The sequence below is a fragment of the Pseudomonas sp. GZD-222 genome (genome assembly GCF_049310525.1).
GTDB lineage: Bacteria > Pseudomonadota > Gammaproteobacteria > Pseudomonadales > Pseudomonadaceae > Aquipseudomonas.
This window is the reverse complement of sequence record NZ_JBMOWO010000114.1, coordinates 60223-85562: the sequence shown is the minus strand read 5'-3', so window position 1 is coordinate 85562 and position 25340 is coordinate 60223. Positions and strand designations below refer to the sequence as shown.

Genomic DNA, 25340 nt, shown 5'->3' with positions numbered 1-25340 from the left:
GCTATCGCGGGGCAAGCCCGCTCCCAACGGGGATCAGCGTTTGTTCAGGCCTTTGGCCAACCGATCACCGCCCAGCTGGATCAGCGCCACCAGTACCACCAGCATGACAATCACGGTGAGCATGATCTGGCTGTCGAAGCGCTGGTAGCCGTAGCGGTAGGCGATGTCGCCCAGGCCGCCAGCACCGATGGCACCGGCCATGGCCGAGGAGTTGATCATGGTCACCAGGGTGATGGTAAAGCCGCCGACGATGCCCGGCAGGGCCTCGGGCAGCAACACGTGCCAGACGATATGCCAGCGTCGGCAACCCATGGCCTGGGCGGCTTCGATCAGGCCATGGTCGACTTCGCGCAGGCTGACTTCGGCAATCCGCGCAAAGAACGGCGTGGCGGCAATGGTCAGCGGCACTACGGCCGCCCAGACACCATAGGTGGTACCGACGATCAGGCGGGTGAAGGGAATCAGGGCGACCATCAGGATCAGGAACGGGATCGAGCGGAACAGGTTGACGAAGGCCCCGAGCACCCGGTTCAGGGCTGGCGCTTCGAAGATCCCGCCCTTGCCGCTGGTTACCAGGATCACCGCAAGCGGTATCCCGGCCAGTAACGCAATCAGCGATGACACCCCGACCATCAGCAGGGTATCCAGTACACCCTGGAGCAGGCGATCAGTCCACATAACCCAATACCTCTACCTGCGTGGCCCACTGCCGGGCCCGTACGATGATCTGTTCATGGCTGTGCGGCGAGTCTGCCACCGACACCACCAGTTGCCCCAAAGGCCGCCCCTGGATGGGCTCGATCCCACCTTGCAGCAAGCTGATCCGGCCACCGAGGCTGGCGAACAATGTGGATAACTCCGGTGCTTCGTGGTCCGTCCCGCTGACCTTGAGATTCAGCACCAGCGCGGCGTCGGGGCTGCTCGCCCGGGGTTGCAGGCGTGCCTGCAAGGCAGCAGGCAAGGCGGCCTGCAACGGTGCCAGCAAGGTTTTACTGACCTCATGGCGGGGATCGCCGAAAACCTGCCAGACTGCGCCCTGCTCAACGATGCGTCCGCGCTCAAGTACCACCACTTGCTGGCAGATATCGCGGATGACCGCCATCTCGTGGGTGATCAGGACGATGGTCAGGCCCAGGCGCTGGTTGATGTCGCGCAGCAGTTCAAGGATCGACGCGGTGGTTTCCGGGTCGAGGGCCGAGGTCGCTTCATCGCACAGAAGAATATCCGGGTCGTGCACCAGTGCCCTGGCGATGCCGACGCGTTGCTTTTGCCCGCCCGACAATTGCGCGGGGTAGGCCTGGTGTTTTTGCTCAAGCCCGACCAGCTCCAGCAGCTCGGCAACCTTGCGCTGGCGCTGGGCCTTGGGCACGCCGGCGACCTTCAGCGGCAGCTCGACGTTCTGCCACACGGTCTTGGCCGACATCAGGTTGAAGTGCTGGAATATCATGCCGATGCGCCGGCGCAGGCGTACCAGGCGCTCTTCGTCGAACTCGCCGATGTCCACCTGGTCGATCAGTACCCGGCCGGTACTGGGTTGTTCGAGACGGTTGATGGTGCGGATCAGTGACGACTTGCCCGCGCCGCTACGGCCGATAATGCCGAAGATTTCGCCGCGCTGGATGTTCAGGTCGATGGCTTCCAGCGCCGGGGCGGCTTGCCCCGGGTAGGTCTTGCCCAGGCCGATGAAGCGCACGTGGGCGCTGCCCAGCTCCGGGTGCAAGGCCAGTCGCTGAGCCTGGTGCAGTGGCGCAAGCGGGTGTTCTCCCGGCGCCAGGAGGGCGGTGGCGGCGCTCATCTCAGCTCTCCCAGCCTGGCTGGTAGAGCTTGCCGTGGGCCTTGTCGAGGGCGGCACGTACGGCAGGCGAGTGCTGGTAGATGTCGATGAACTTGGCCAGGCGCGGATCGTCCTTGTTTTGCGGGCGGATGACGAACTGGATCACGTATTCCTTGTGATCGAGGCCGTCGAACAGCAGGGCCGAGGTGGCGTCGAAGGTATTGGCCAGGCGGACGTAGGCCGGATAACCCTGGACCAGGTCGGCATCATCGTAGGCACGTACCAGTTGTACCGCCTCGACCTGAAGGATCTTCAGCTGCTTGGGGTTGGCGACGATGTCCTCTTCGGTGGCCTTGTAGCCAACGCCGGGCTTGAGCGTGATCAGACCGGCCTTGGCCAGCAGCTGCAGGCCGCGTCCGCTGTTGATCGGGTCGTTGGCGATGGCCACGCTGGCGCCTTGCGGCAGTTCATCGAAGCTTTTGTACTGCTTGGAATACAGGCCGACGTTGTTGATCACCCCCGGTGCATAGGGCACCAGATCGAAACCCGCGGCAGCCTTGGCGTTTTCCAGGAAGGGGATGTGCTGGAAGTAGTTCACGTCGATATCGCCGCTGGCCAGGCTGACGTTTGGCGCGATCCAGTCGCTGAACTCGATAAGTTCGACAGTCAGTCCCTGTTTTTTCGCTTCGCTGACCGCCGCTTCCAGCGGAATGGCGAAGGCAGCGGTGGTGCCGACTTTCAGTGGCGCGTCGCCGGCCTGGGCCAGACCGGACAGACCCAGGGTCAGCAGCAGGGCCGCGACAGGGCGGGCAAGGAAGGTCTTAAGCATGCTGTAGCGCTCCAGTCGGGGTGGTGTGGCGATAGCTGGCGCCGGGATGGTCGGCGGGCAGCAGTGGCTGGTCACTGGCGAAGAGTTTTTCGCGCAGGGTGCCTTGTTCGTAGGCGGTCTTGTACGAGCCGCGACGCTGCAGCTCGGGGATCACCAGGTCAATGAAGTCGACATAGCTTTCCGGGGTTACGGTGCGGGTCAGGTTGAAGCCGTCGAGGCCGGTTTCAGCGATCCAGCTTTCCAGCTCGTCGGCGACCTGGGTCGGTGAGCCGACCAGGGTGATGTAGCGCCCGCCGAGGGCATGCTGGTCGAGCAGCTTGCGTCGGGTCCAGTCGTTGTTCTGCAGGGTCTTGGTCGCCGATTGAATGGCGTTGCTTTTGACGTACTGGATCGGTTCGTCCAGTTCGTAGGCAGAGAAGTCGATACCCGTGGAACTGGCGAAGTGCGCAACCCCGGCTTCGGCGCTGGCGTAGCGCAGGTATTCGGCGTGCTTGGCCCAGGCTTGTTCCTCGCTGCGGGCGACGATCACGGTCACGCCCATGAACACCTTGATCGCCTCGGGATCACGGCCGGCGGCTACTGCGGCAGCGCGGACCTTGTCGACCTGGGCGCGGGTGCCGGCCTTGGTCTGGCCACTGATGAACACGCACTCGGCGTGGTTGCCGGCAAAACCCAGGCCGCGCTCGGAGCTGCCCGCCTGGAACAGCACTGGCGTGCGCTGCGGCGAGGGTTCGCACAGGTGGTAGCCTTCGACCCGGTAAAACTCGCCCTGGTGGTTCACCTTGTGGACTTTTTCCGGGTGGGCATAGACCCGCTGCTGGCGATCATTGGCGACTGCGCCTTGCTCCCAACTACCTTCCAGAAGCTTGTACAGCACCTGCATGTACTCGTCGGCCTGATCGTAGCGGCGGTCGTGTTCAGCTTGCTGCTCAAGGCCCATGGCCCTGGCTGCACTGTCCAGGTAGCCGGTGACGATGTTCCAGCCGACCCGGCCACGGCTCAGGTGGTCGAGGGTCGAGAGCTTGCGGGCGAACAGGTAGGGCGGCTCGTAGGTCAGGTTGGCGGTCAGGCCGAAGCCCAGATTGCGGGTTACCGCAGCCATGGCCGAGACCAGTAGCAAGGGGTCGTTGACCGGCAGCTGGATCGACTCTTTGAGCGGTACCTCGACACTGTTCTGGTAGACGTCGTAGACCCCGACAATGTCGGCGATGAACAGGCCGTCGAACAGTCCGCGCTCAAGCAACTGAGCCAGCTCGGTCCAGTACTCCAGGGTTTTGTACTGGGTCGAGGTGTCCCGCGGGTGGGTCCACAGGCCGTGATTGATGTGGCCAATGCAGTTCATGTTGAAAGCATTGAGGAGGATTTTTTTCTTGGCCATCAGATGGTCCCCCGCAGCGGTGGGTTCTCATCGTTGAGGTAGTAATTGCCAATGGCGTGGTACTTCCAGCGCACCGGGTCGTGCAGCGTGTGGACGCGGGCGTTGCGCCAGTGGCGATCGAGGCCATGTTCGGCGAGGGTGGCCTGGCTGCCGGCCAGTTCGAACAGGGTCGTGCCGGCGGCCAGGGAAATTTCGGTGCTGATCGCGCGAGCCTCGGCCACGGCGATCGAGGCGGCGGCGACAGTGCTGGCGTTGGGCTCGGCCTGGGCCTGGTCGAGGAATTCGCCGGCGCGCTCAAGCAGGGCCTCGGCAGCATGCAGGCGGATTGCCAGATGACCGAAGGACTTCAGGGTCAACGGATCGTCGTTGGCCTTGTCGATGCCGGAGTCAATCCACGGACGGCTGCGGGTTCGCACGAACTGCAGGGCGTCTTCGTAGGCAGCACGGGCGATGCCGGTGTCGATGGCGGCATGGAGAATCTGCGCCAGCGGGCCAACGGTGGTGGGTCGTTCGAAGGCACTCTGGAACGGCACCACATCCTCAGCGGCAACCCGGACATTGTCGAACTGCACCGAGCCGCTACCGGTGGTGCGCTGACCGAAGCCGCTCCAGTCGTCGATCACTTGCAGCCCGGCGCTGTCGGCCGGGACGAAGACCAGTTGCTGGATACCCTGCTCGTCGATCACTGACGTAGGAATGCGTTGGGCGTAGAGGGCGCCGGTGGCGTAGAACTTGCGGCCGTTGATGCGGTAGCCGTCACCGTCACGGCTCAGTGCCGTAGTGCGGTCGTGGGCGGTCTTGGTACCCAGTTCGGCCAGGGCGTTACCGAAGCGTTTGCCGGCCAGTACGTCGGCGTAGAGGCGCTGCTGTTGCTGCGGGCTGCCATTTACCCGCAGCACTTCCAGGGCATAGAAATGATTCTGCGGAATCTGCCCGAGCGAAGCGTCGGCCTGGGCGATACGGGCGATGATTTTGGCCAGGGTGACGTTCGACACGCCTGCGCCACCAAAGGCTTTAGGGACACTGATGCCCCACAGCCCGGAATGAGAAAAGAGTGCCAGTTCAGCGTGCGGCAGACGGCGTTCGCGGTCGCGTAGGGCGCTATCGCGACGCAGCTGAACGGCCACTTCTTCGGCAGTTTGCAACGCCTGGGCGTCAGTGTGGATGACCGCGACGTTATCGTGCGGTTGCGGCAGAAGGCTCATAAAAGGGCTCCAGTGGTCTGGTCAAATCCAGGAATGCCGGGCAGGCAACGTACCGTTGAGGTGATAAGTGCCGACAGCGTGGTATTTCCAGCGCACCGGGTCGTGGAGGGTGTGCACGCGGGCATTGCGCCAATGCCGGTCGAGGTTGAACTCGGCGAGGGTGGCGCGGCTGCCGGCGAGCTCGAAGAGCTTTTCGCTGGCCTGCAGGGCGATCTCAGTGGTCAGCACCTTGGCTTCAGCCACGGCAATCGAGGCGCGGGCAGCGGAGGCGGCATCCACCGGTGCGGCGTTGACCTCATCAAGGGTGCGCGCCGCCTTGCTCAACAAAGCCTGGGCCGCATGCAGCTCAAGTTGCAGACGACCGATATCGGCGATCACGTAGAGGTCATCGCTGGCGCGCTCGACCTTGGCGTCGATCCATGGCCGTGACTTCTCACGGACAAAGCTGATGGCGTCGGCGACGGCCGCTTCGGCAATGCCGGCGTCGATGGCCGCCTGGATCAGTTGCGAGGCAGCGCCCTGAATGTTCGGCACCTCGTTCTGGCGCCAGTTGTCGATGACCAGCTCGGCATCGACCTGAACCCGGTCCAGCAGCACGGTGCCGCTGGCGGTGGTGCGCTGGCCAAACCCGGACCAGTCATCGACGATGCGCAGCCCAGGAGTGCCGCGGCGAACAAAGGCCATGACCTGACGGCCTTCATCGTTCAGTGCTTTTACCGCCACCCAGTGCGCAAACAGCGCGCCGGTGGAGTAGAACTTCTGCCCGCTGAGCACATAGTGATCGCCCTCGCGGGTGATTCGTGCCTTGAGCTCCAGGGTGTGCTTGCTGCCACGTTCCGGCCCGGCATTGCCGATACGCCAGCCGTCGAGCACCGATTTGAACAGCAGGTCCTTCTGGCGCTCGCTGGCTGTGCCCTTGAGCAACTGCAGGATGCCGAACTGATTCTGCGGGATTTGTCCCAGCGCCGGGTCCGCGGCGCTGATGATGCGAAACACCTCGGCGATGGTGACAAACGACACCTGCGCACCGCCGTAAGCGCGGGGAATGGAAATGCTGCCCAGGCCACTGCGGGTGAACTGTTCGATTTCTGCCCAGGGCAGTTTGCGTTGCTGGTCGCGTCGGGCGGCTTGATGGCGGGCCACTTCGGCCAGCTCATGGGCGGCCTGCAGGGCTTCGGCATCACTGCGCAGCACCTTGGCCGGCAACAGCAGCGGGGCGCTGTCCAGATCACTGTGGACGTTCGTATCTGCCAGACTGGACATCAGTACTGCTCCTTGGCTGTACTCAATGCCCTGGCGTTACGCACTGGGGTGATTGTGTTCCTGACCATACCTTACCTCACGTATTGGAAACGTCGGCGCTGGCTGCGCCGACCGAAATGCGCTGGTCCGGTGGTCCGGTTCATATACCCTAAAGGCGTATAAAAATTAAATAAACTACATTTTTGGAATATATATAGAAGTACTCGGCGGGCATTCGGCGAATACCTGTAATTGCGTGGTGGGTGCCCAATGCGACCGATTGCCGACCCGGTCGAGAATGCAGTAGCTCAGTTCCATGTGCCGGTCTGGACCCGCTTCGCAGATCAGTGCCAGGGGGATTTGCGCCTGCACCGGGTTGCCGACTTGAGACTGCTTCAGAGCAGGCAGATCCAGGCGTAGGTCACCCCAGCGCACAGTAATCCGGTCACCTTCGGCCATGTTTCTGTAAGGGGCCAGGGTGCAAGGCACGGCGTCGCTCAAGGCAGCGAGGCAAAGGCCCTCACGACGCAACTGGCGGGGCAACTGCAAAGGCTGCAGGTACTCGTCAGCGCCATTGCCTCCGGGGCAGTCCAGCTTGACCTGTACCTGTTGCTCGGGCGAACGCAGCGGGCGCTTGCCGGGCTTGAGCAGACGGTAGTGCAGGCGATGGATACCGTTGTGCAGGTAGCTTGCGGGTATGCGCATGTCGATAGCGTCTTTCACTTCGCGCGCTTGCAGGGTGTGGGCGCTGACAAAGCGTTGTCCCCAGAACAGCAGCAGAAGATCGCCGGCTTCCATCAGTGGCTGAACGGGTATCTGTGCACAGAGTCGAGCAGCGCTGTTGCGCCCGATACCGGCGGCGTTAATGCCCGGAAGAGTTGGTGGGAAAAGTTCGCTTGTCTGACGGATATGAGGCATGGCGCGCATCCTTGGCATGAACATCTGCGGGATGGGCGGTTATTGGCCAGTGCAGCAAAAGGATCAAGCCCGAGCTGTGCCTTCTGGCGGGCGACGGTCAACTTCGGAACAGGACTACGCCCGCAGTGAAACCTGCGGGCGAGGAGGGTAGGGGGATCTGGCCGGGAAATCAGTACCCGGTGTTCTGGGTACCGAGAAACTTGCCGAGGAACTGCCGGGTTCGTTCTTCCTTGGGGTGAGCGAACAACGCCCGGGCTTCGCCCTGTTCGACAATCACGCCTTTGTCGAAAAAGATCACCCGGTTGGCCACATCCCGGGCGAAGCTCATTTCATGGGTGACGATGATCATCGTGCGCCGTTCTTCGGCCAGGCCGCGGATGGTCGCCAGCACTTCGCCGACCAGCTCCGGATCCAGCGCCGAGGTCGGTTCGTCGAACAGAATGACTTGCGGCTCCATGGCCAGGGCCCGGGCAATCGCTACCCGTTGTTGCTGACCGCCGGACAGCTTGCGTGGATACGACGCCTCTTTCCCCGCCAGGCCGACCTTGGCCAGCAGCTTCATGCCCAGGGCCACGGCCTGCTCGCGGGGCGTCTTCTTGACCACCAGCGGGCCTTCGATGACGTTCTCCAGGGCTGTGCGATGAGGGAACAGATTGAAGTTCTGGAACACGAAGCCGACCTGCTGGCGCAGCTTGCGGATCAGCCCCTGCTGTTTGGTCAGCGGCTGGTTGGCATCGATGGCCACGTCACCGACCTGAATGCGGCCGCTGCTGGGGGTTTCCAGCAGGTTCAGGCAGCGCAGGAAGGTGGTCTTGCCGGAGCCGCTGGGGCCGATGATGGCGATGACTTCGCCCGCCTCGACCGTGAGGCTGATGTCGTTCAGTACAGTCTGGCCATTGAACTGTTTGCTCAGTCGCTCTACCACGATCATGCCGTGTTACTCCTGGTCGTGCCGGTTGACTCGCGCTTCCAGGCGGTTCTGCAGGTGCGCCAGAACGCTGGCCAGCACCCAGTAGATCAGTGCGGCGGCAAGGTACATGGTGAAGACTTCAAAGGTGCGTGCGGTGATCAACTGCGCCTGGCGGAACAGCTCCGGCACCTGGATGGTCGCGGCCAGGGCGGTGTCCTTGACCAGCGAAATGAAACTGTTGCCCAACGGCGGCAGTGCGGTGCGCGCCGCCTGGGGCAGGATGGCCCGGCGCATGGCCTGGCCACGGGTCATGCCGATACTGGCGGCGGCCTCCCACTGACCGCGGTCGATGGAGCCGATCGCTGCGCGCAGAATTTCACAGGCATAGGCGGCCATGTTCAGCGAGAAGCCGATCAGCGCCGCCGGTAGCGGGTCCAGCTCCAGGCCTACCTGGGGCAGGCCGTAATAGATCACGAACAGCTGTACCAGCAGCGGGGTGCCGCGGAAGAACGACACATAGACCCGTGCGATCCAGCTCACCAGCTTGATGCGCGACAGGCGCATCAGCGCCAGGCCAAAGCCCAGCAGCAAGCCGAAGAACATCCCGCCGAGGCTGAGAATGACGGTGAAGTACGCGCCCTTGAGCAGAAAGGGCGCGCTGTCGAGCGCAAGCTGCAGGCTGTCTTCGATCATTTAGTCACGTCGGCGCCAAAGTACTTCTCAGAGAGCTTGGTCAGGGTGCCGTCGGCACGCAGCTTGTCCAGTGCCTTGTTGATGGCGTCGAGCAGTTCAGGCTCGCCCTTGCGCAGGGCGATACCGGCTTCCTGGCGCGAGAATGCGTCACCGGCGGCGGTGGTGTCCTTGGCTTTCTTGGCGTATTCCAGCGCGGCCAGACGGTCGATCAGGATGGCGTCGATACGGCCGACACGCAGTTCCTGGAACTTGGTTGGATCGTCTTCGTAGGTGCGCACGTCAGCGGTCGGTACATTGGCTTTGACCCACTGTTCGTAGTTGGTGCCCAGGCCTACCCCGACTTTCTTGCCGCCCAGGTCGGCAGCGGATTTGATGTTCAGCTCGGCGGCCTTTTTCGTCAGCACCAGCGCCTGAATGCCGGAAACGGTGTAAGGCTCGGAGAAGTCGTACTTCTTCTTGCGTTCCTCGGAGATGGTCACCTGGTTCACCACGGCGTCCAGACGTTTGGACTCCAGGGCAGCCAGGATGCCGTCCCACTTGGTGGGTTGAATCTTCGCCTTGACGCCCAGCTCCTTGGCCAGGGCCTCTGACAGCTCCACTTCAAAACCCGACAGTTTGCCGCTTTCATCGACGAAGCTGAACGGCGGGTAGGTGCCTTCCAGGCCGATGTTGATAACACCCTTGTCCTTGATGGTTTTCAGCTGCTCGCCGGCAACCGCCTGACCGAGCAGCGTGGCGCCCAGCAGCAGGGCGACGCCCGCATTGAGAATCTGTTTAGCGATTACTGTCATGACGAAGCCCCAATGTTGTTGTGTAGTGGTTGGCGACTATAGGGTGACGCTAATAGGCTTAAAAATAATATAAAGTCATTTTCTTATATTATTTGTGAATATATAACTTAGCTATTCCAGACCTCAGGGTAGGCGAATAATGCCGGTGCCCCACCGGTATGCAGGAAAATCAGCGGACCGTCGTCGAATCGCTGGCGCGCGATACCGTCGAGCAACCCAGCCATGGCCTTGCCGGTGTACACCGGGTCGAGCAACAAGCCTTCCTGGCTCGCCAGCAGGCGAATCGCGGCGAGCGTGCCGGCGTTCGGTTCGCCATAGCGCGGCGCGAAATACTCATCCCACAGCTCAACCTTGAACGCAGCCGGGATGCGCACGCCCAGGAGTTCCGCAGTGCGCTCAGCCAGGCCCTGTACCTTGGGCCGTTGGGCCTCGTCGCTGCGCGACACCGTGACGCCAATCACCGGCAGTTGTGGCAAGGCTTCAGCCAAGGCCAGGGCCAGGCCGCTGTGGGTGCCGGCGCTTCCGGAGGCGAGGACGACGCCGGCGAAGGTCTGGCCGCAGTGGTTGATCTGTTCGGCCAGTTCCAGCCCGGCGCGCACATAGCCCAGGGCGCCAAGTGCGTTGGAGCCACCGATAGGCACGATGTAGGGTTTGCGCCCGCTGGCGTGCAGGCGTACGGCCAGGGCTTGCAGTTGTTCGTCGGCGTTGTCGAGGTTATCCACAAGCTCGACCTTGGCGTCGAATAGCTCCAGCAGCAGGCGGTTGCCGTTGCCCTGATAATTCGCGGAGTCGGTGCCGATCGGGTTTTCCAGCAGCGCGACACAACCGAGGCCCAGCTTCGCCGCCAGTGCAGCGGTCTGACGCACATGGTTGGACTGGATCGCCCCGGCCGTGACCAGGGTATCGGCGCCCTTGCTCAAGGCATCGGCGGCCAGGTATTCAAGTTTGCGCAATTTGTTGCCGCCCAAGGCAAGGGGCGTACAGTCGTCGCGTTTGACATAAATATCGCGGCCGACCCAGGCCGAGAGGCGGTGGAGCTTTTCCAGCGCGGTCGGTGCGCCAAGCAGGTCCAGACGATTGAAGCGGGAAAGCTGTCGGTCGATCATGGCGGTGCATCTGCAAGGGAAAATCCGACTATAGGCAGCACTGGGCCAGTGGGCAACTCCCGGCCTTATGCCACCTTTATCGCGTTTTGGAATAAAGGGTTATTTTTTTTCTCAAGGCCATTTGCCGTAAAGTGAGTGTCTATCTGGCGGCCCTCTCATTCCCTTATCGCCGCCGCGGCAGGAGACGTAACCGTGAGCGAAAACGCGCAGACTGGGCATTGGCAACTGCAGGGTATTGTTGCCGGCTTGCGTAGCGCCCGTGACAAATGGCGCAGCAGCAATGGTCGCAGCAGTGGCGAGCAAGGCGGGCGCGAGCTGCCTTCGCGCGAGGCCATGCGCCACATCCTTGAGCAATTGTGCGGTGCGCTGTTTCCCATGCGCCTGGGTCCGGTGGACCTGCGTGAGGAAAGCGAAGACTTCTATGTCGGCCACACCCTCGATTCGGCCCTGACTGCCTTGCTGGCCCAGGCGCGTCTGGAGCTGCGTTATGTCGCCCGTCACGGCAAGTGCAACACCGCCGATGTCGACGCCAAGGCGCTGCGCCTGATCCAGGACTTCGCAGCGGCGTTGCCGGGCCTGCGCAGCGTGCTCGATACCGATGTGCTGGCGGCTTTCCATGGCGATCCGGCGGCGCGCAGTGTCGATGAGGTGTTGCTGTGCTATCCGGGGATTCTGGCGGTGATCCATCATCGCCTGGCCCATCACCTTTACCGCGCCGGCCTGCCTTTGCTGGCGCGAATCAGTTCCGAGCTGGCGCATTCGGCGACCGGCATCGATATCCATCCGGGGGCGCAGATCGGCCAGAGCTTCTTCATTGACCACGGTACCGGCGTGGTGATCGGTGAAACGGCGATCATCGGCGAGCGGGTACGCATCTACCAGGCCGTGACCCTGGGGGCCAAACGCTTCCCTGCGGATGAAGACGGCCAGTTGCAAAAGGGCCATCCGCGCCACCCGATCGTCGAGGACGACGTGGTGATTTATGCCGGTGCAACTATTCTGGGACGTATCACCATCGGCAAGGGTTCGACCATCGGCGGCAACGTCTGGTTGACCCGCAGTGTGGCGCCGGGCAGCAACCTGACCCAGGCCAATCTGCAGCACGATGACGGGACCCAGAAGTAACCGCAGCAGGGCTTGGATTGCGGCATTGGGTCGCATTGCGGACCCCATCCATGTTTAACTTGAACGCTTGTTCAAGTTAAAACGGTGGTCCGCTGCCGGCGTTCAACAGGAGGAATCCCTTTGCTGAACCCGTTCAATCCAAGCCTTTCCCCTCATCTCGAGGTGCACGTTTAATGGGTGCACCGAGTCCTACATCCAGCGGCAAGATCCGCATGAATCCGCCGGTTTTCTATTTCGCGGCGAGTTTTATCCTCATTTTCGCACTGGTGGTCATCAGTAATCCGCAAGCGGCCGGTGAATGGTTGCTGGCGGCACAGAACTGGGCGGCCAATACGGTCGGCTGGTATTACATGCTGGCGATGACGCTGTACCTGGTCTTCGTGGTGGTCACCGCCTTGTCCGGCTACGGCAAGATCAAGCTCGGTGCCGACCACGACGAACCCGAGTTCAGCTATTTGTCTTGGGCCGGCATGTTGTTCGCCGCCGGTATCAGCATCACCTTGTTCTTCTTCTGCGTCTCCGAACCGCTGACGCATATGCTCCAGCCACCGCAGGGTGAAGCCGGAACGGTCGAGGCCGGGCGCCAGGCCATGCAGTTGCTGTTCCTGCATTGGGGCCTGCACGGTTGGGGGGTGTTCGCCTTCGTCGGTATGGCCCTGGCCTATTTCGCCTATCGTCATAACCTGCCGCTGGCGTTGCGCTCAGCGCTTTATCCGCTGATCGGCAAACGCATCAACGGCCCCATCGGCTATGCGGTGGATGGTTTCGGCATCATCGCCACGGTGTTTGGCCTGGGTGCCGACATGGGCTTTGGTGTACTGCACCTGAACTCGGGCCTGGATTATCTGTTCGGCGTTCCGCATACCCAATGGGTGCAGGTGGCGCTGATCACCCTGATGATGGGCGCGGCGGTGGCGGTTGCCGTGGCCGGAGTCGAGAAGGGTGTGCGGGTGATGTCCGACATCAACATGTTCCTCGCCTGTGCGTTGCTGCTGTTTGTGCTGTTCGCCGGGCCTACCCAGCACTTGTTCAATACCCTGATCCAGAACCTCGGTGACTACCTTGGCGCACTGCCGAGAAAGAGTTTCGACGTCTATGCCTACAACGAAGCCAGAGACTGGCTGGGTGGCTGGACCGTGTTCTACTGGGCCTGGTGGATTGCCTGGGCGCCCTTTGTCGGGCTGTTCATTGCGCGGATCTCCCGTGGCCGGACCATCCGTGAGTTCGTCTTCGGCGTGCTGCTGATCCCGCTGGGTTTCACCCTGGCGTGGATGTCGATCTTCGGCAACAGCGCAATGTCCCAGGTGCTTGATCACGGCATGACGGCGCTAGGGCAGTCCGCGATCGACAACCCGTCGATGACCCTCTACCTGCTGCTGGAAACCTACCCCTGGAGCAAGGCGGTCATCGCGGTCACGGTGTTCATCAGCTTTGTCTTCTTCGTCACCTCGGCCGATTCCGGCACCGTGGTCCTGTCGACCTTGTCCGCCCGTGGCGGTAACGCAGACGAAGACGGACCGAACTGGTTGCGGGTGTTCTGGGGCGCAATGACGGCCCTGGTGACCATCGGCCTGTTGTTCGCCGGCAGCATCGACTCACTGAAATCGGCGGTGGTACTGACCTCGTTGCCGTTCTCGGTGATTCTGCTGGCCATGATGTGGGGCCTGCACAAGGCGTTCTACCTGGAGTCGCAGCGTCAGATTGCGCAGATGCATTCTCTCGCGCCGTTCGCCAACTCGCGGCGTGGCCGTGGTGGCTGGCGTCAGCGTCTGAGCCAGGCGGTGCATTTCCCGTCGCGCGATGAGGTCTACCGGTTCATGGATGACGTGGTGCGCCCGGCGATTGCCGAGGTGACCGAGGTGTTCGTCGAGAAGGGCCTGAACGTCATTACCCAGGAAGACCCGAGCCATGACAACGTCAGTCTGAAGATTGGTCATGGCGAGGAGCAGCCCTTCATCTATCAGGTGCAGATGCGTGGTTACTTCACACCATCATTCGCCTTGGGCGGGCTGGGTACCCAGGAGTTGAAGAACCGCCGCTACTACCGGGCCGAGGTGCATCTGAGCGAAGGCAGCCAGGACTATGACCTGGTGGGCTACAGCAAGGAACAGATCATCAACGACATCCTCGACCAGTACGAACGGCATATGCAGTTCTTGCATCTGGTGCGTTAAGCGCATCGCGGGGCAAGCCCGCTCCCACAGAGGCAACATGCCCCCTGTGGGAGCGGGCTTGCCCCGCGAAAACCATCAAAATGGTGCATCCCCCAGAATCGTCGCCCGGTGCATCACCCGCCGTTGTGGCCGGTAGTCATCCACGGCGTAATGCTGGGTCACGCGGTTGTCCCAGAAGGCCACGTCATTCTCCTGCCAGCGCCAGCGGATGGTGAACTCCGGCCGCGTGGCATGGGCAAACAGCAATTTCAGGATCGCCTCGCTTTCCGCTTCGTTCAGCTCATTGATCTTCGTGGTGAAACCTTCATTGACGAACAGCGACTTGCGCCCGCTCACCGGGTGGGTGCGGATCACCGGGTGCGACAGCGGCGGGTTGTTGCGCCGCGTCGCTTCCCAGCGTTGCAGGTCTTCGGGCGTGGTGCCGAAGCGCTCCAGCGGGAACGACTTGGTGAAGTCGTGGGTGGCAGTCAGGCCGTCGAGCAGTTGCTTGAGCGGTGCCGACAAGGCCTCGAAGGCAGCGATGCCGCTGGCCCACAAGGTATCGCCGCCATAGGCTGGCAGCTGCTTGGCGCTGAGTACCGCGCCCAATGCCGGGGTCGGCAGGAAGGTCACGTCGGTGTGCCAGATGGCGTTGTCGCGCACATCGGTCACGGCGGTATCGAGCACCAGCACCTGCGGGGTCTCTGGCACATTGGGGTAGATCGGGTGGATATGCAGATCGCCAAAGCGCGCAGCGAAAGCGGCCTGCTGCTGCGGGTTGATCGGCTGGTCACGGAAGAACAGCACCTGGTGTTTGAGCAGGGCCTGTTCAATGGTGTCGCGTTGTTCGTCATTGATCGCGTGGCTGAGGTCTATGCCGCTGATCTGTGCGCCGAGTGCAGTGCTCAGCGGAGTAATGGTCAGGCTCATGGTTATTCTCGACTTGTCTTCAATGACTCTGGCCGTGCCAGGGCACCAATTTACGCTGCAGGGCGCGCAGCCCCATTTCCAGGGCGAAGGCAATCAGTGCGATCACCAGGATGCCCAGCACCACCACATCGGTTACCAGAAACTGCGCGGCTGACTGAACCATGAAGCCCAGGCCGCTGGTGGCGGCGATCAGTTCGGCGGCGACCAGGGTCGACCACCCCACCCCGAGGCCGATGCGTACACCGGTAAGGATCTCGGGCAGGGCGCTGGGCAGGATGACGTGGCGGATCAGTTGCGCCCGCGTGGCACCCAGCGATTGCGCGGCACGCAGCTTGGTCGGGTCGACCGTGCGCACACCGGTGGCCGTCGCGATGGCGATCGGAGCGAAGATCGCCAGGTAAATCAGCAGCACCTTCGACAACTCGCCGATGCCACACCAGATCACGATCAGCGGCAGGTAGGCCAGGGGTGGGATAGGGCGGTAGAACTCGATCAGCGGATCAAGGATGCCGCGGGCGATACGGTTATGGCCGATGGCAATGCCGATCGGAATCGCCGTGGCAATCGCCGCGCCGAGTGCCAGTCCGATACGCCCAAGGCTTGCGCCCAGATGCTGCCACAGCGTCGATTCCATATAACCCTGGGTCAGCAGCAACCAGGCCTTGGCCAGCACCGCTTCAGGGGACGGTAGAAACAACGGCTCGATCCACTCAGCGGCGGTCACCGCCCACCACAGCAACAGCAGGCTGGCCAGGGTCAGGCCGCTGATCCAGCGGGTGCTCAGGCTGCGGCGGATCTTCACTGCCGGCGTTGACGGGCTGCTGCGTTTGGCCGCAACCGGCACTTCCAGGCTGCTCATGCGAACTCCTGCCGCACGGCGGCGCTGCGTTGAGAGAACACCCGGCTGAGCACGTGCTCGCGGGTTTCGATAAAACGTGGGTCGGACTTGATCGCCCGGGCCGATTCTCCAGCGGCATAACGCTGACCGAAGTCCAGTTGCAGGCGCTCGACGATCTGCCCCGGATTGGGTGCCAGCAGGATCAGATCGGTAGCGAGGAACACCGCTTCTTCGATGTCGTGGGTAATCAGGAACACCGGTTTGGCAGTGCGCTTCCAGACTTGCAGAAGCAGCTCCTGCATCTGTTCACGGGTAAAGGCATCGAGGGCACCGAACGGCTCATCCATCAGCAACACGCGCGGATCGGCGGCCAGTGCGCGAGCCAGGCCCACGCGCTGCTTCTGGCCGCCGGACAATTGCCAGATGCGCCGTGTGCCGAAGTCGGCCAGGTCGACCAGAGCGAGCATCTCGCGGGCCTTGCGTTCACGCTCGGCGCGCGGCACACCGGCCAGCTCCAGGCCGAAGGCGACGTTGGCCAGCACATCCTGCCAGGGCAGCAAGGCATCGTCCTGGAACACTACACCGCGCTCAGCGCCGGGCCCTTGTACCGGAACACCGTCGAGGGTGATGCGCCCGGCGCTGGGCGTTACGAATCCGGCGATCAGGTTGAGCAGCGAGGTCTTGCCGCTGCCCGAAGGGCCGAGGGCCACCAGCAACTGCTGTGGGCCCAGGCTCAGGTTGATGTCGGCCAGCACCGGTTCGGCTGCGCCGGGGTACTGTGCGCTGATGCGCTCCAGCTCAAGCAATGCCATGACAAGCTCCGATCAGTTGGCGATGAACTTGGCGCTGACGTACGGCGCGTAGTCCGGCAGTACGGCATCGACCTTGCCCTGTTCCTTGAGGAAGGTGGCGGTGTCGGTGATGGCCTGGGTGGTCGGTGCGCCGAGCGCGGCGACCTGGTCTGCGGCCAGCGGGAACACGTTGCCTTTCAGCAAGGCGGGGATGTCGGACGCCTTGGCGCCGGAGAGCTTGACCAGTTTGTCGACGTTGCTCTGGTTGGCCAGCCAGGCTTGTGGATCCTTGCGGTAGTCGGCGTAGGCATCCAGGGTGACTTTGGCGAATGCCTTGACGATTTCAGGGTGCTTGGCGGCAAAGTCCTTGCGTACGATCCAGGCATCGAAGGTCGGCGCGCCTTTCTCGGCCAGTTCGCCGGAAGTGATCAGCACCTTGCCGTTTTCCTTGGCTACACCCAGGGCCGGGTCCCAGACGTAAGTAGCGTCAATGTCACCTCGTTTCCAGGCGGCAATGATTGCCGGTGGTGCGAGGTTGAGGATCTGCACCTTGGCCGGGTCGATGTTCCACTGTTTAAGTGCGGCCAGCAGGCTGTAATGGCCGGTTGAAACGAAGGGCACGGCGATTTTCTTGCCGATCAGGTCCTGGGGCGAGTTGATCCCGGCACCCTCGCGGGCCACCAGGGCTTCGGCAGCACCGATCTGGGTGGCGATCAGGAAGGTTTCCACTGGCAGCTTGCGGGTGGCAGCGGCGGCCAGGGGGCTGGAGCCGAGGTAGCCGATCTGCACGTCGCCGGAGGCCACGGCAGTGATCACGTCGGCGCCACTGTCAAACTTGCGCCAGTCGATGCTGGCCTTGCTGGCTTTTTCATAGTCGCCGTCGACCTGGGCGACTTTCGCCGGATCCACGGTGGTTTGGTAGGCAACGGTCAGGTCAGCCGCCTGAGCGAACCAGCTGGCGCCAGCCAGGGTCAGGGCGGCAAACAGGCGCAGCGGAGCATGCAGGGTCATGGTGAACTCCTTCTCAGGCGGATGTCGGTGTTGTGTGGCCAAAGACTAGATGATCTAAGAAACTTAAAATAAATAACTTTTTAGAATTAGCTTAGGAGCCATTTGCTGTAAGCGCAGGGGGCTGACGAGCTCTGCGAACGTGACGATGGTCAAGGCCAGGGTCAGCAGAACACGAAATGATGGGAGTCTGGCCGTGAAGGGGGCCTTGTCGTTGGGGGAGAGTGACGACAAAGCCAAGCGATCTAAAGAAACGCTTTCAAATACCCTTTAGGAATTAGCAGGTGTGCCGATAACGGCAGCGGAGAAAATTTAGGTCTATATTCCGTAATAATCTGAAAAATTACGAAAATAGTCTTTTTGGAATTATAGGATTGTCATTATCCTTGACCGCCATGGCTGGCGCATTAGACCAAAGTAGTGAAATGAATAGTTACGATTGACTTGACGGTCACGCTTTGGTGCTAATCGCCAATCGACGTCGAGCAGGACAACAGATCCTGCCGTAAGCGACACACAAGAATTAGAAATGAGAGGAGCAAAACATGCACAAGTCCACATTGGCATTTGCCGTGGCCGTAGGGGTTCTGGCCCAGCAGGCGAATGCCGCGGGTTTCGTTGAAGACAGCAAGCTGTCGCTCAGTTCGCGGACCATGTATTTCGACAACGACAACCGTGATGCTCATGGCAAGAACGCGGACAACCGTGAATCTGGCCAAGGCTTCAAACTCGACTACATCTCGGGTTTCACCGAAGGTACCGTGGGTTTTGGTATTGACGCGCAAGCGTTGTGGGGGATTCATTTGGATGGCGGTAAAGGCCACCATCCAGACAACAGCAGCTTCTTCCCAAGTGACACTGATGGTTCGGCTGTAAGCCAGTGGGGTCGCTTTGGCGCTAACGCCAAGGCTCGCTTCTCCAAAACCGAAGCTCACTTCGGTAGCGCGTTGGCACCTAACCTGCCAATCCTGGTTTCCAACGACGGTCGTCTGCTGCCACAAACCTTTGAAGGCGGCACCATTCAGTCGAAAGAAATCGATAACCTGACTCTGAATGCCGGCCAGCTGACTCACGCTATGGGTCGTGCGTCGAGCAACCGTACTGGTCTTTCCATTGCTGGCGCCACTTCCGGTACCAACCGTGGCTATCGCGACAGCAACAAGTTCCAGTTCGCCGGTGGTGACTGGAAGGTCACCAAAGACCTGACTCTGCAGTACTACTACTCGAACCTGGAAGACTATTACAAGCAGCACTTCTTGGGCCTGGTACACGTTCTGCCTATCGCTGAAGACCAATCGTTCAAGACCGATCTGCGTTACTTTGACAGCAGTGGCGATGGTAAGAATGGTGAAGAGGGTTATGCCTTCAGCAACAACGGCGGTTATGCCAAGAACGCCGGCGAGGTCGACAACAAGACCTGGAGCGCCATGTTCACTTACACTCTCGGTGGCCACGCGCTGATGCTCGGTCATCAACAGATCGGTGATGATGGTGGTTTTGTTTGGCTGAATCAGGGCAACGTTCGCACCGATGGTCGTAACTCTTCCTCGGAAGGCGCCGGTGGAGCTAGCTTCTATCTGTTCACTGATAGCATGATTAACCAGTTTGCTCGTGCGGGTGAGAACACTACTTTCGGTCAGTACTCCTACGACTTCGCTCGATTGGGTGTGCCAGGTCTGAAGACTTCGATTGCATACCTTCGTGGCGATGACATCCGTAACAAGAGCGGTAACGGCTCCTACAACGAGTGGGAGCGCGATGCGCGCATCGACTACGTGATCCAAGAAGGTACCCTCAAAGGCCTGGGCGCCAGCCTGCGTCATGGTGTGTACCGTGGTAGCGGCGAAGCTGGCGATGACATGGACCAGACCCGTCTGATCTTCAACTACACTTACAGCTTCATGTAAGTCCGGTTGAAACGAAGAAGCCTCGCTCAATGCGAGGCTTTTTTTTGCCTGCCAATTGATAGTTAAAAAAGTTATAAATAAATCAATATTTATTCTTTTTGTTTTTATTCCGATGCAGGCACAGTAACCCCATAACGAACCCAGCCAAGGAGCCGCACCATGAGCCTCAGACTCGGCGACATCGCCCCCGACTTCGAACAGGAATCCAGCGAAGGCAAGATTCGCTTCCATGAATGGCTGGGCAACAGCTGGGGCGTGCTGTTCTCGCACCCGGCCGACTTCACCCCGGTATGCACCACCGAGCTGGGCTTCACCGCCAAGCTCAAGGAACAGTTCGCCGAACGTGGGGTCAAGGCCATTGCCCTGTCGGTGGACCCGGTGGACTCCCATCACCGCTGGATCGAAGACATCAACGAAACCCAGAACACCATTGTCAACTTCCCGATCCTGGCCGATGCCGATCGCAAGGTGTCCGACCTCTACGACCTGATTCATCCCAACGCCAGCGATACCCTGACAGTGCGTTCCTTGTTTGTTATCGACCCGAACAAGAAGATCCGCCTGACCATTACCTATCCGGCCAGTACCGGGCGCAATTTTCACGAGATTCTGCGGGTGATCGACTCGTTGCAACTGACCGACAACCACAAGGTCGCCACGCCGGCCAACTGGCAGGACGGTGACGAGGTGGTGATCGTGCCATCGCTCAAAGACGAAGATGAAATCAAGCAACGCTTTCCGAAGGGTTACCGAGCGGTCAAGCCGTACCTGCGCCTGACCCCGCAACCCAACCGCTGATCTTTAGCCATAGCAGGGATTTTGGGCCGTTTCGACGGCCCTTTTTTATTGGGGGTCGTTGAAAAACGTATAGCTCGTAAAGGAATAAACAAATGAAAAAATATGATTTATAGATATATGTGTCGAGCTGTTAAGGTCTCTGCATTCCAGCGAGAACTCAAACTCGCGGCCCTCTAGAACACGATCAAGGATGCGCTCCAATGCTGGTTGTTTCTCTCGGTGGTAGTCCCAGTTTACGTTCGCGCTCCGGCGTGCTGCTCGAGCGCAGCCGCCAGTGGTTGCAGAGCCAGGGCGTTGAAGTGGTGACCTTCCAGGTGCGGGACTTTCCGGCCGAAGATCTGCTCCATGCCCGTTTCGACAGCCCCAGAGTGCAGCACTTTCTGCAATTGGTAGAGCAAGCCGACGGCCTGGTGGTGGCAACCCCGGTGTACAAGGCGTCGTTTGCCGGTGCACTGAAAACCCTGCTCGACCTGCTGCCAGAACGCGCCTTGAGCCACAAGGTGGTACTGCCCATCGCCACTGGCGGCAGCATCGCCCATATGCTGGCAGTGGATTACGCACTCAAGCCGGTATTGTCGGCGCTCAAGGCCCAGGAAACCCTGCAGGGGATCTTCGCTGACGACAGCCAGATCACTTACGGCGAAGGCAATGCTGCTGCGCACCTGGCACCGGTCCTGGAGCAGCGTCTGAACGAATCGCTTGAACTGTTTCACAGTGCCCTGGCACGCCGACCGAAACCGGTCGCGCCCGGTGTCCTGAATGAGCGTTTGCTCAGCGCTCGCTGGAGCATCTGAGCCGCACCACCCGATTTTCTGTAGTTCCCACCTTACTCGCCCGCCAACGGGCAAGCAGGTGCAGCCTGAACCCCAACAGCAAAAGGAGAGCGCTATGCGCACTGTCATTTTGCGTCGTGGTCTGGTCGCTCTGTTTGCTGCGGCTGTGTCCTTCGGCGCCATTACTCAAGCTCAGGCTGAAAGCCTGCGTATCGGTTATCAGAAATACGGCACTCTGGTGCTGCTCAAGGCCAAGGGCTCGCTGGAGAAGCGTCTGGCGGCCCAGGGCATACAGGTGCAATGGACGGAGTTCCCCGGTGGCCCGCAGCTGCTGGAAGGCCTGAATGTCGGCTCAATCGATTTCGGTGTCACTGGCGAAACCCCACCGGTGTTCGCCCAGGCGGCGGGTGCTGACCTGCTGTATGTGGCGTACGAGCCGCCTGCACCACACAGCGAAGCGATCCTGGTGCCCAAAGGTTCTTCGATCCAGTCGGTCAAGGAACTCAAGGGCAAGAAAGTTGCGCTGAACAAAGGCTCCAACGTGCACTACCTGCTGGTACGCGCCCTGGAAGACGCCGGCCTTAAATACACCGATATCCAGCCGGTATTCCTGCCTCCGGCCGATGCCCGCGCCGCGTTCGAGCGTGGCAGTGTCGATGCCTGGGTGATCTGGGACCCTTATCAGGCGGCCGCCGAGCAGCAGCTGCAAGCACGCACGCTGCGTGACGGCAAAGGCATCGTCGACAACCACCAGTTCTACCTGGCTACCAAGCCTTATGCGCAAAAGCACCCAGAAGTGATCAACGCGCTGGTCGAGGAAGTACGCGCCGTAGGCGAGTGGTCCAAGGCCAACCCGCAGGAAGTCACCGACCAGGTCGCACCGCTGCTTGGCCTGCCGGCCGACATCACTCTGACGTCGGTCAAGCGCCAGGGCTATGGCGCGCACTTCCTGACCCCTGACGTGGTCAGCGCCCAGCAGAAAATCGCCGATACCTTCCACTCGCTCAAGCTGATTCCCAAGCCGCTGAGCATCAAGGATGTGATCTGGACTCCCCCGGCCAAGGTCGCTACCGCGCCTTGATTGATTCGCCCGTGCCGGGACCTGGTCCCGGCTTGCGTTCCCCTTAGGAGACAACTCCAATGAGCCTCAACGTTTTCTGGTTTCTTCCTACCCACGGCGACGGCCACTACCTGGGCACCTCCGAGGGTGCGCGAGCAGTCGATCACGGTTATTTGCAGCAGGTCGCCCAGGCTGCCGACCGCCTGGGTTTTGGTGGTGTGTTGATCCCGACCGGGCGCTCCTGCGAGGACTCCTGGCTGGTCGCCGCGTCGCTGATTCCGGTGACCCAGCGTTTGAAATTCCTGGTCGCCCTGCGCCCGGGCATCATCTCGCCGACCGTGGCAGCACGTCAGGCCGCAACCCTGGATCGTCTGTCCGGCGGCCGTGCCTTGTTCAACCTGGTCACCGGTGGTGATCCGGAAGAGCTCTCGGGTGACGGCCTGTTCCTCAGCCATGAAGAGCGCTACCAGGCTTCAGTGGAATTCACCCGCATCTGGCGCCGGGTGCTGGAAGGCGAAACCGTCGATTACGACGGTCAGCATATTCAGGTCAAAGGCGCCAAGCTGCTCTATCCGCCGATCCAGCAGCCACGTCCGCCACTGTACTTTGGTGGCTCCTCCGAAGCGGCTCAGGATCTTGCTGCCGAACAGGTCGAGCTGTACCTGACCTGGGGTGAGCCACCGGCGGCCGTTGCCGAAAAAATCGAGCAAGTCCGCGCCAAGGCCGCCAAGCAGGGTCGTACCGTGCGCTTCGGCATTCGTCTGCACGTCATTGTGCGTGAGACCAACGCTGAAGCCTGGCAGGCTGCCGAGCGGCTGATTTCGCACCTGGACGACGACACCATTGCCCGCGCCCAGGCATCGCTGGCGCGCTTTGATTCGGTCGGCCAGCAACGCATGGCCGCACTGCACGGCGGCAACCGCGACAACCTGGAAGTCAGCCCCAATCTCTGGGCCGGCGTCGGTCTGGTGCGTGGCGGTGCCGGTACGGCACTGGTGGGCGATGGCCCGACCGTGGCCGAACGGGTCAAGGAATATGCCGCACTGGGCATCGATACCTTCATCTTCTCCGGCTATCCACACCTTGAAGAGTCGTACCGGGTTGCTGAATTGCTCTTCCCGCACCTGGATGTGGAGCGCCCTGAGCTGCCGAAAAGCGCGGGTTACGTGAGCCCGTTCGGCGAGATGGTCGCCAACGACATCCTGCCAAAGTCCGCAGCGCAGCGCTGAGGATATCGCCATGAGTCGTGTATCCACTCCCTGGCCGCAGCGCCTGGCGCCCTGGGCGCTACCGCTGCTGCTGTTGGCGGTCTGGCAACTGGCAGTCAGCGTTGGCTGGCTGTCGACGCGCATCCTGCCGGCACCGAGCGCTGTGTTCAGCGCCGGTGTCGAGCTGGTGCGCAGCGGTGAAATCTGGACCCATCTGGCGATCAGTGGCTGGCGCGCCGCGCTTGGCTTTCTGATCGGCGGTGCGATCGGCCTGGCCCTGGGCTTTATCACCGGTCTGTCGAAATGGGGCGAACGCCTGCTCGACAGTTCGGTGCAGATGATCCGCAACGTGCCGCACCTGGCGCTGATCCCGTTGGTCATTCTGTGGTTTGGCATCGATGAGTCGGCGAAGATTTTCCTGGTGGCCCTGGGCACCCTGTTCCCGATTTACCTCAATACCTACCACGGCATCCGCAACGTCGATCCGGCGCTGGTGGAAATGGCGCGCAGCTATGGCTTGTCTGGCTTCGAGCTGTTTCGCCAGGTGATTTTGCCGGGGGCCTTGCCTTCGATCCTGGTCGGTGTGCGTTTCGCCCTGGGCTTCATGTGGCTGACTCTTATCGTTGCCGAAACCATTTCGGCCAACGCCGGTATCGGCTACCTGGCGATGAACGCCCGCGAGTTCCTGCAGACCGATGTCGTGGTCCTGGCGATTGTGCTCTACGCCGTGCTCGGCAAGCTTGCCGACCTGGCCGCGCGGGGCCTGGAGCGGGTCTGGCTGCGCTGGCATCCGGCTTATCAACCGACGCGGGGAGAGGGCGCATGACCATCCTCAAAGAACCACCGGCACGGCTGTTGCGCGGCATACCGCTGGCGGCCAACAACCTGCAGAAAACCTTTGGCCAGCGCCAGGTGCTGCGCGACATCGACCTGCACATTCCTGCCGGGCAGTTCGTTGCCATCGTCGGGCGTAGCGGTTGTGGCAAAAGCACCCTGTTGCGCTTGCTCGCCGGCCTCGACCAGCCCAGCGGCGGCGAACTGTTGGCCGGTTCGGCAGCGTTGAGCGAGGCCCGTGAAGATACCCGGCTGATGTTCCAGGAGGCGCGTCTGCTGCCCTGGAAGAAGGTGATCGACAACGTCGGCCTGGGCTTGTCGGGTAACTGGCGGCCACAGGCGCTGCAAGCCCTGGAGGCCGTCGGCCTGGCCGAACGTGCCAATGAGTGGCCGGCAGCACTGTCTGGCGGACAAAAGCAGCGTGTGGCCCTGGCCCGTGCCCTGATCCACCAGCCGCGCCTGTTGCTGCTCGACGAACCGCTCGGTGCGCTGGATGCCCTGACCCGAATCGAAATGCAGCAGCTGATCGAACGGCTGTGGCGCCAGCATGGCTTTACCGTTCTGTTGGTGACCCATGATGTCAGCGAAGCGGTTGCGGTCGCCGACCGGGTGATTCTCATCGAAGACGGTGAAGTGGGCCTGGACCTGATCGTCGACCTGCCACGCCCCCGTGTGCGCGGCTCCCATCGCCTGGCGGCGCTGGAAACCGAAGTTCTCAACCGCGTGCTCTCGGTGCCGGGTGCACCGCCCGAGCCGGAACCCGTAGCACCTTTGCCGACGCAACTGCGTTGGGCTCACTGACCTGAAGGAAGCAAACCGATGACCATCAAAGCGATCAACGTACGTAACCAGTTCAAAGGCACCGTGAAGGAAATCCTCGAAGGCCCGGTACTGTCGGAAATCGACGTGCAGACCGCGTCGGGTATCGTCACCTCGGTGATCACCACCCGCTCCGTGCGCGAGCTGGAGCTGACCATTGGCAGTGAAGTGATTGCCTTTGTGAAGTCGACTGAAGTGTCTATCGCCAAGTTGTAATGACCAACGCCCTGGCCATGCGCTGGCCAGGGCG

25 protein-coding genes are annotated in these 25340 nt (G+C 61.5%); 10 read left to right on the top strand and 15 right to left on the bottom strand.

Going from position 1 to position 25340, the window contains the following annotated elements:
- Positions 1 to 33 precede the first annotated feature (33 nt).
- The 11 genes from ACO6VD_RS21645 to ACO6VD_RS21595 form a co-directional block, all read right to left on the bottom strand.
- Entirely contained in the window at positions 34 to 678 is a 645-nt protein-coding gene (locus ACO6VD_RS21645; RefSeq protein ID WP_128323237.1) for a methionine ABC transporter permease, read from the bottom strand.
- Positions 668 to 1795 carry a methionine ABC transporter ATP-binding protein gene (locus tag ACO6VD_RS21640; protein ID WP_422421996.1) on the bottom strand — a complete coding sequence of 376 codons (1128 nt, stop codon included), beginning with the start codon at positions 1793 to 1795 and terminating at the stop codon, positions 668 to 670. The genes ACO6VD_RS21645 and ACO6VD_RS21640 overlap by 11 nt, the downstream gene beginning before the upstream one ends.
- Before the next feature lies 1 nt (position 1796).
- Positions 1797 to 2603, bottom strand: coding sequence for a MetQ/NlpA family ABC transporter substrate-binding protein (locus tag ACO6VD_RS21635; RefSeq protein ID WP_422421994.1), 807 nt, complete (start codon positions 2601 to 2603; stop codon positions 1797 to 1799).
- Positions 2596 to 3981 (bottom strand): LLM class flavin-dependent oxidoreductase, encoded by a 1386-nt coding sequence (locus ACO6VD_RS21630; protein ID WP_422421992.1) that lies wholly within the window; start codon positions 3979 to 3981, stop codon positions 2596 to 2598. Before ACO6VD_RS21630 ends, ACO6VD_RS21635 begins: the two co-directional genes overlap by 8 nt.
- A complete protein-coding gene (locus ACO6VD_RS21625) occupies positions 3981 to 5186 on the bottom strand; it encodes an SfnB family sulfur acquisition oxidoreductase (RefSeq protein ID WP_422421990.1) in 1206 nt (401 codons plus the stop codon). The genes ACO6VD_RS21630 and ACO6VD_RS21625 overlap by 1 nt, the downstream gene beginning before the upstream one ends.
- Positions 5187 to 5207: 21 nt before the next feature.
- On the bottom strand, positions 5208 to 6449 hold the full coding sequence (locus tag ACO6VD_RS21620) for an SfnB family sulfur acquisition oxidoreductase (protein ID WP_422421988.1): 1242 nt from the start codon (positions 6447 to 6449) through the stop codon (positions 5208 to 5210).
- 174 nt (positions 6450 to 6623) lie between these two features.
- The gene (locus ACO6VD_RS21615) at positions 6624 to 7346 is read right to left on the bottom strand and encodes a hypothetical protein (RefSeq protein WP_422421986.1); all 723 of its coding nucleotides are present in this window, start codon (positions 7344 to 7346) and stop codon (positions 6624 to 6626) included.
- A gap of 169 nt (positions 7347 to 7515) precedes the next feature.
- Positions 7516 to 8277: an L-cystine ABC transporter ATP-binding protein TcyN gene (gene tcyN / locus ACO6VD_RS21610; RefSeq protein ID WP_422421985.1), complete on the bottom strand. Its 762-nt coding sequence runs from the start codon at positions 8275 to 8277 to the stop codon at positions 7516 to 7518.
- A gap of 6 nt (positions 8278 to 8283) precedes the next feature.
- Positions 8284 to 8949, bottom strand: a complete 666-nt coding sequence (gene tcyL / locus ACO6VD_RS21605) for a cystine ABC transporter permease (RefSeq protein WP_051939131.1) — start codon at positions 8947 to 8949, stop codon at positions 8284 to 8286.
- Entirely contained in the window at positions 8946 to 9740 is a 795-nt protein-coding gene (gene tcyJ / locus ACO6VD_RS21600; RefSeq protein ID WP_400170378.1) for a cystine ABC transporter substrate-binding protein, read from the bottom strand. Before tcyJ ends, tcyL begins: the two co-directional genes overlap by 4 nt.
- A gap of 107 nt (positions 9741 to 9847) precedes the next feature.
- A complete protein-coding gene (locus ACO6VD_RS21595; protein WP_422421982.1) occupies positions 9848 to 10846 on the bottom strand; it encodes a D-cysteine desulfhydrase in 999 nt (332 codons plus the stop codon).
- A gap of 192 nt (positions 10847 to 11038) precedes the next feature.
- On the opposite strand from ACO6VD_RS21595, the gene epsC reads away from it, so the two are divergent.
- Positions 11039 to 11971 (top strand): serine O-acetyltransferase EpsC, encoded by a 933-nt coding sequence (epsC, locus tag ACO6VD_RS21590; RefSeq protein WP_400170376.1) that lies wholly within the window; start codon positions 11039 to 11041, stop codon positions 11969 to 11971.
- Positions 11972 to 12144: 173 nt separating this feature from the next.
- A complete protein-coding gene (betT, locus tag ACO6VD_RS21585; RefSeq protein ID WP_422421980.1) occupies positions 12145 to 14145 on the top strand; it encodes a choline transporter BetT in 2001 nt (666 codons plus the stop codon).
- Between the two features lie 75 nt (positions 14146 to 14220).
- On the opposite strand, the gene tauD is transcribed toward betT, so the two are convergent.
- From tauD to tauA, 4 genes are read right to left on the bottom strand one after another with little or no spacing between them, the layout of a single operon-like run.
- Positions 14221 to 15054: a taurine dioxygenase gene (tauD, locus tag ACO6VD_RS21580; protein ID WP_422421979.1), complete on the bottom strand. Its 834-nt coding sequence runs from the start codon at positions 15052 to 15054 to the stop codon at positions 14221 to 14223.
- A gap of 19 nt (positions 15055 to 15073) precedes the next feature.
- Positions 15074 to 15913 carry a taurine ABC transporter permease TauC gene (tauC, locus tag ACO6VD_RS21575; RefSeq protein ID WP_422421977.1) on the bottom strand — a complete coding sequence of 280 codons (840 nt, stop codon included), beginning with the start codon at positions 15911 to 15913 and terminating at the stop codon, positions 15074 to 15076.
- Positions 15910 to 16704 carry a taurine ABC transporter ATP-binding subunit gene (gene tauB / locus ACO6VD_RS21570; protein ID WP_422421975.1) on the bottom strand — a complete coding sequence of 265 codons (795 nt, stop codon included), beginning with the start codon at positions 16702 to 16704 and terminating at the stop codon, positions 15910 to 15912. Before tauB ends, tauC begins: the two co-directional genes overlap by 4 nt.
- Before the next feature lie 12 nt (positions 16705 to 16716).
- The gene (gene tauA, locus ACO6VD_RS21565) at positions 16717 to 17694 is read right to left on the bottom strand and encodes a taurine ABC transporter substrate-binding protein (protein ID WP_422421973.1); all 978 of its coding nucleotides are present in this window, start codon (positions 17692 to 17694) and stop codon (positions 16717 to 16719) included.
- Between the two features lie 542 nt (positions 17695 to 18236).
- Here tauA and ACO6VD_RS21560 point away from each other — a divergent pair.
- The 8 genes from ACO6VD_RS21560 to ACO6VD_RS21525 all read left to right on the top strand — a co-directional run bounded on the left by ACO6VD_RS21560 (position 18237) and on the right by ACO6VD_RS21525 (position 25306).
- Complete coding sequence (locus tag ACO6VD_RS21560; protein WP_422421972.1) at positions 18237 to 19598, top strand: OprD family porin; 1362 nt, start codon at positions 18237 to 18239, stop codon at positions 19596 to 19598.
- Positions 19599 to 19757: 159 nt separating this feature from the next.
- Positions 19758 to 20396: a peroxiredoxin gene (locus ACO6VD_RS21555; protein WP_038605590.1), complete on the top strand. Its 639-nt coding sequence runs from the start codon at positions 19758 to 19760 to the stop codon at positions 20394 to 20396.
- A 200-nt stretch (positions 20397 to 20596) separates the two neighbouring features.
- On the top strand, positions 20597 to 21190 hold the full coding sequence (ssuE, locus tag ACO6VD_RS21550) for an NADPH-dependent FMN reductase (RefSeq protein ID WP_400170368.1): 594 nt from the start codon (positions 20597 to 20599) through the stop codon (positions 21188 to 21190).
- Between the two features lie 94 nt (positions 21191 to 21284).
- Entirely contained in the window at positions 21285 to 22250 is a 966-nt protein-coding gene (locus ACO6VD_RS21545) for a sulfonate ABC transporter substrate-binding protein (protein ID WP_422421970.1), read from the top strand.
- A gap of 59 nt (positions 22251 to 22309) precedes the next feature.
- On the top strand, positions 22310 to 23458 hold the full coding sequence (gene ssuD, locus ACO6VD_RS21540) for an FMNH2-dependent alkanesulfonate monooxygenase (RefSeq protein ID WP_400170366.1): 1149 nt from the start codon (positions 22310 to 22312) through the stop codon (positions 23456 to 23458).
- A 10-nt stretch (positions 23459 to 23468) separates the two neighbouring features.
- Entirely contained in the window at positions 23469 to 24263 is a 795-nt protein-coding gene (gene ssuC / locus ACO6VD_RS21535) for an aliphatic sulfonate ABC transporter permease SsuC (RefSeq protein WP_422421968.1), read from the top strand.
- Positions 24260 to 25072 (top strand): aliphatic sulfonates ABC transporter ATP-binding protein, encoded by an 813-nt coding sequence (ssuB, locus tag ACO6VD_RS21530; RefSeq protein ID WP_422421966.1) that lies wholly within the window; start codon positions 24260 to 24262, stop codon positions 25070 to 25072. Before ssuC ends, ssuB begins: the two co-directional genes overlap by 4 nt.
- Positions 25073 to 25090: 18 nt before the next feature.
- Complete coding sequence (locus tag ACO6VD_RS21525; RefSeq protein ID WP_010221227.1) at positions 25091 to 25306, top strand: TOBE domain-containing protein; 216 nt, start codon at positions 25091 to 25093, stop codon at positions 25304 to 25306.
- The last annotated feature ends 34 nt before the right edge of the window (positions 25307 to 25340 follow it).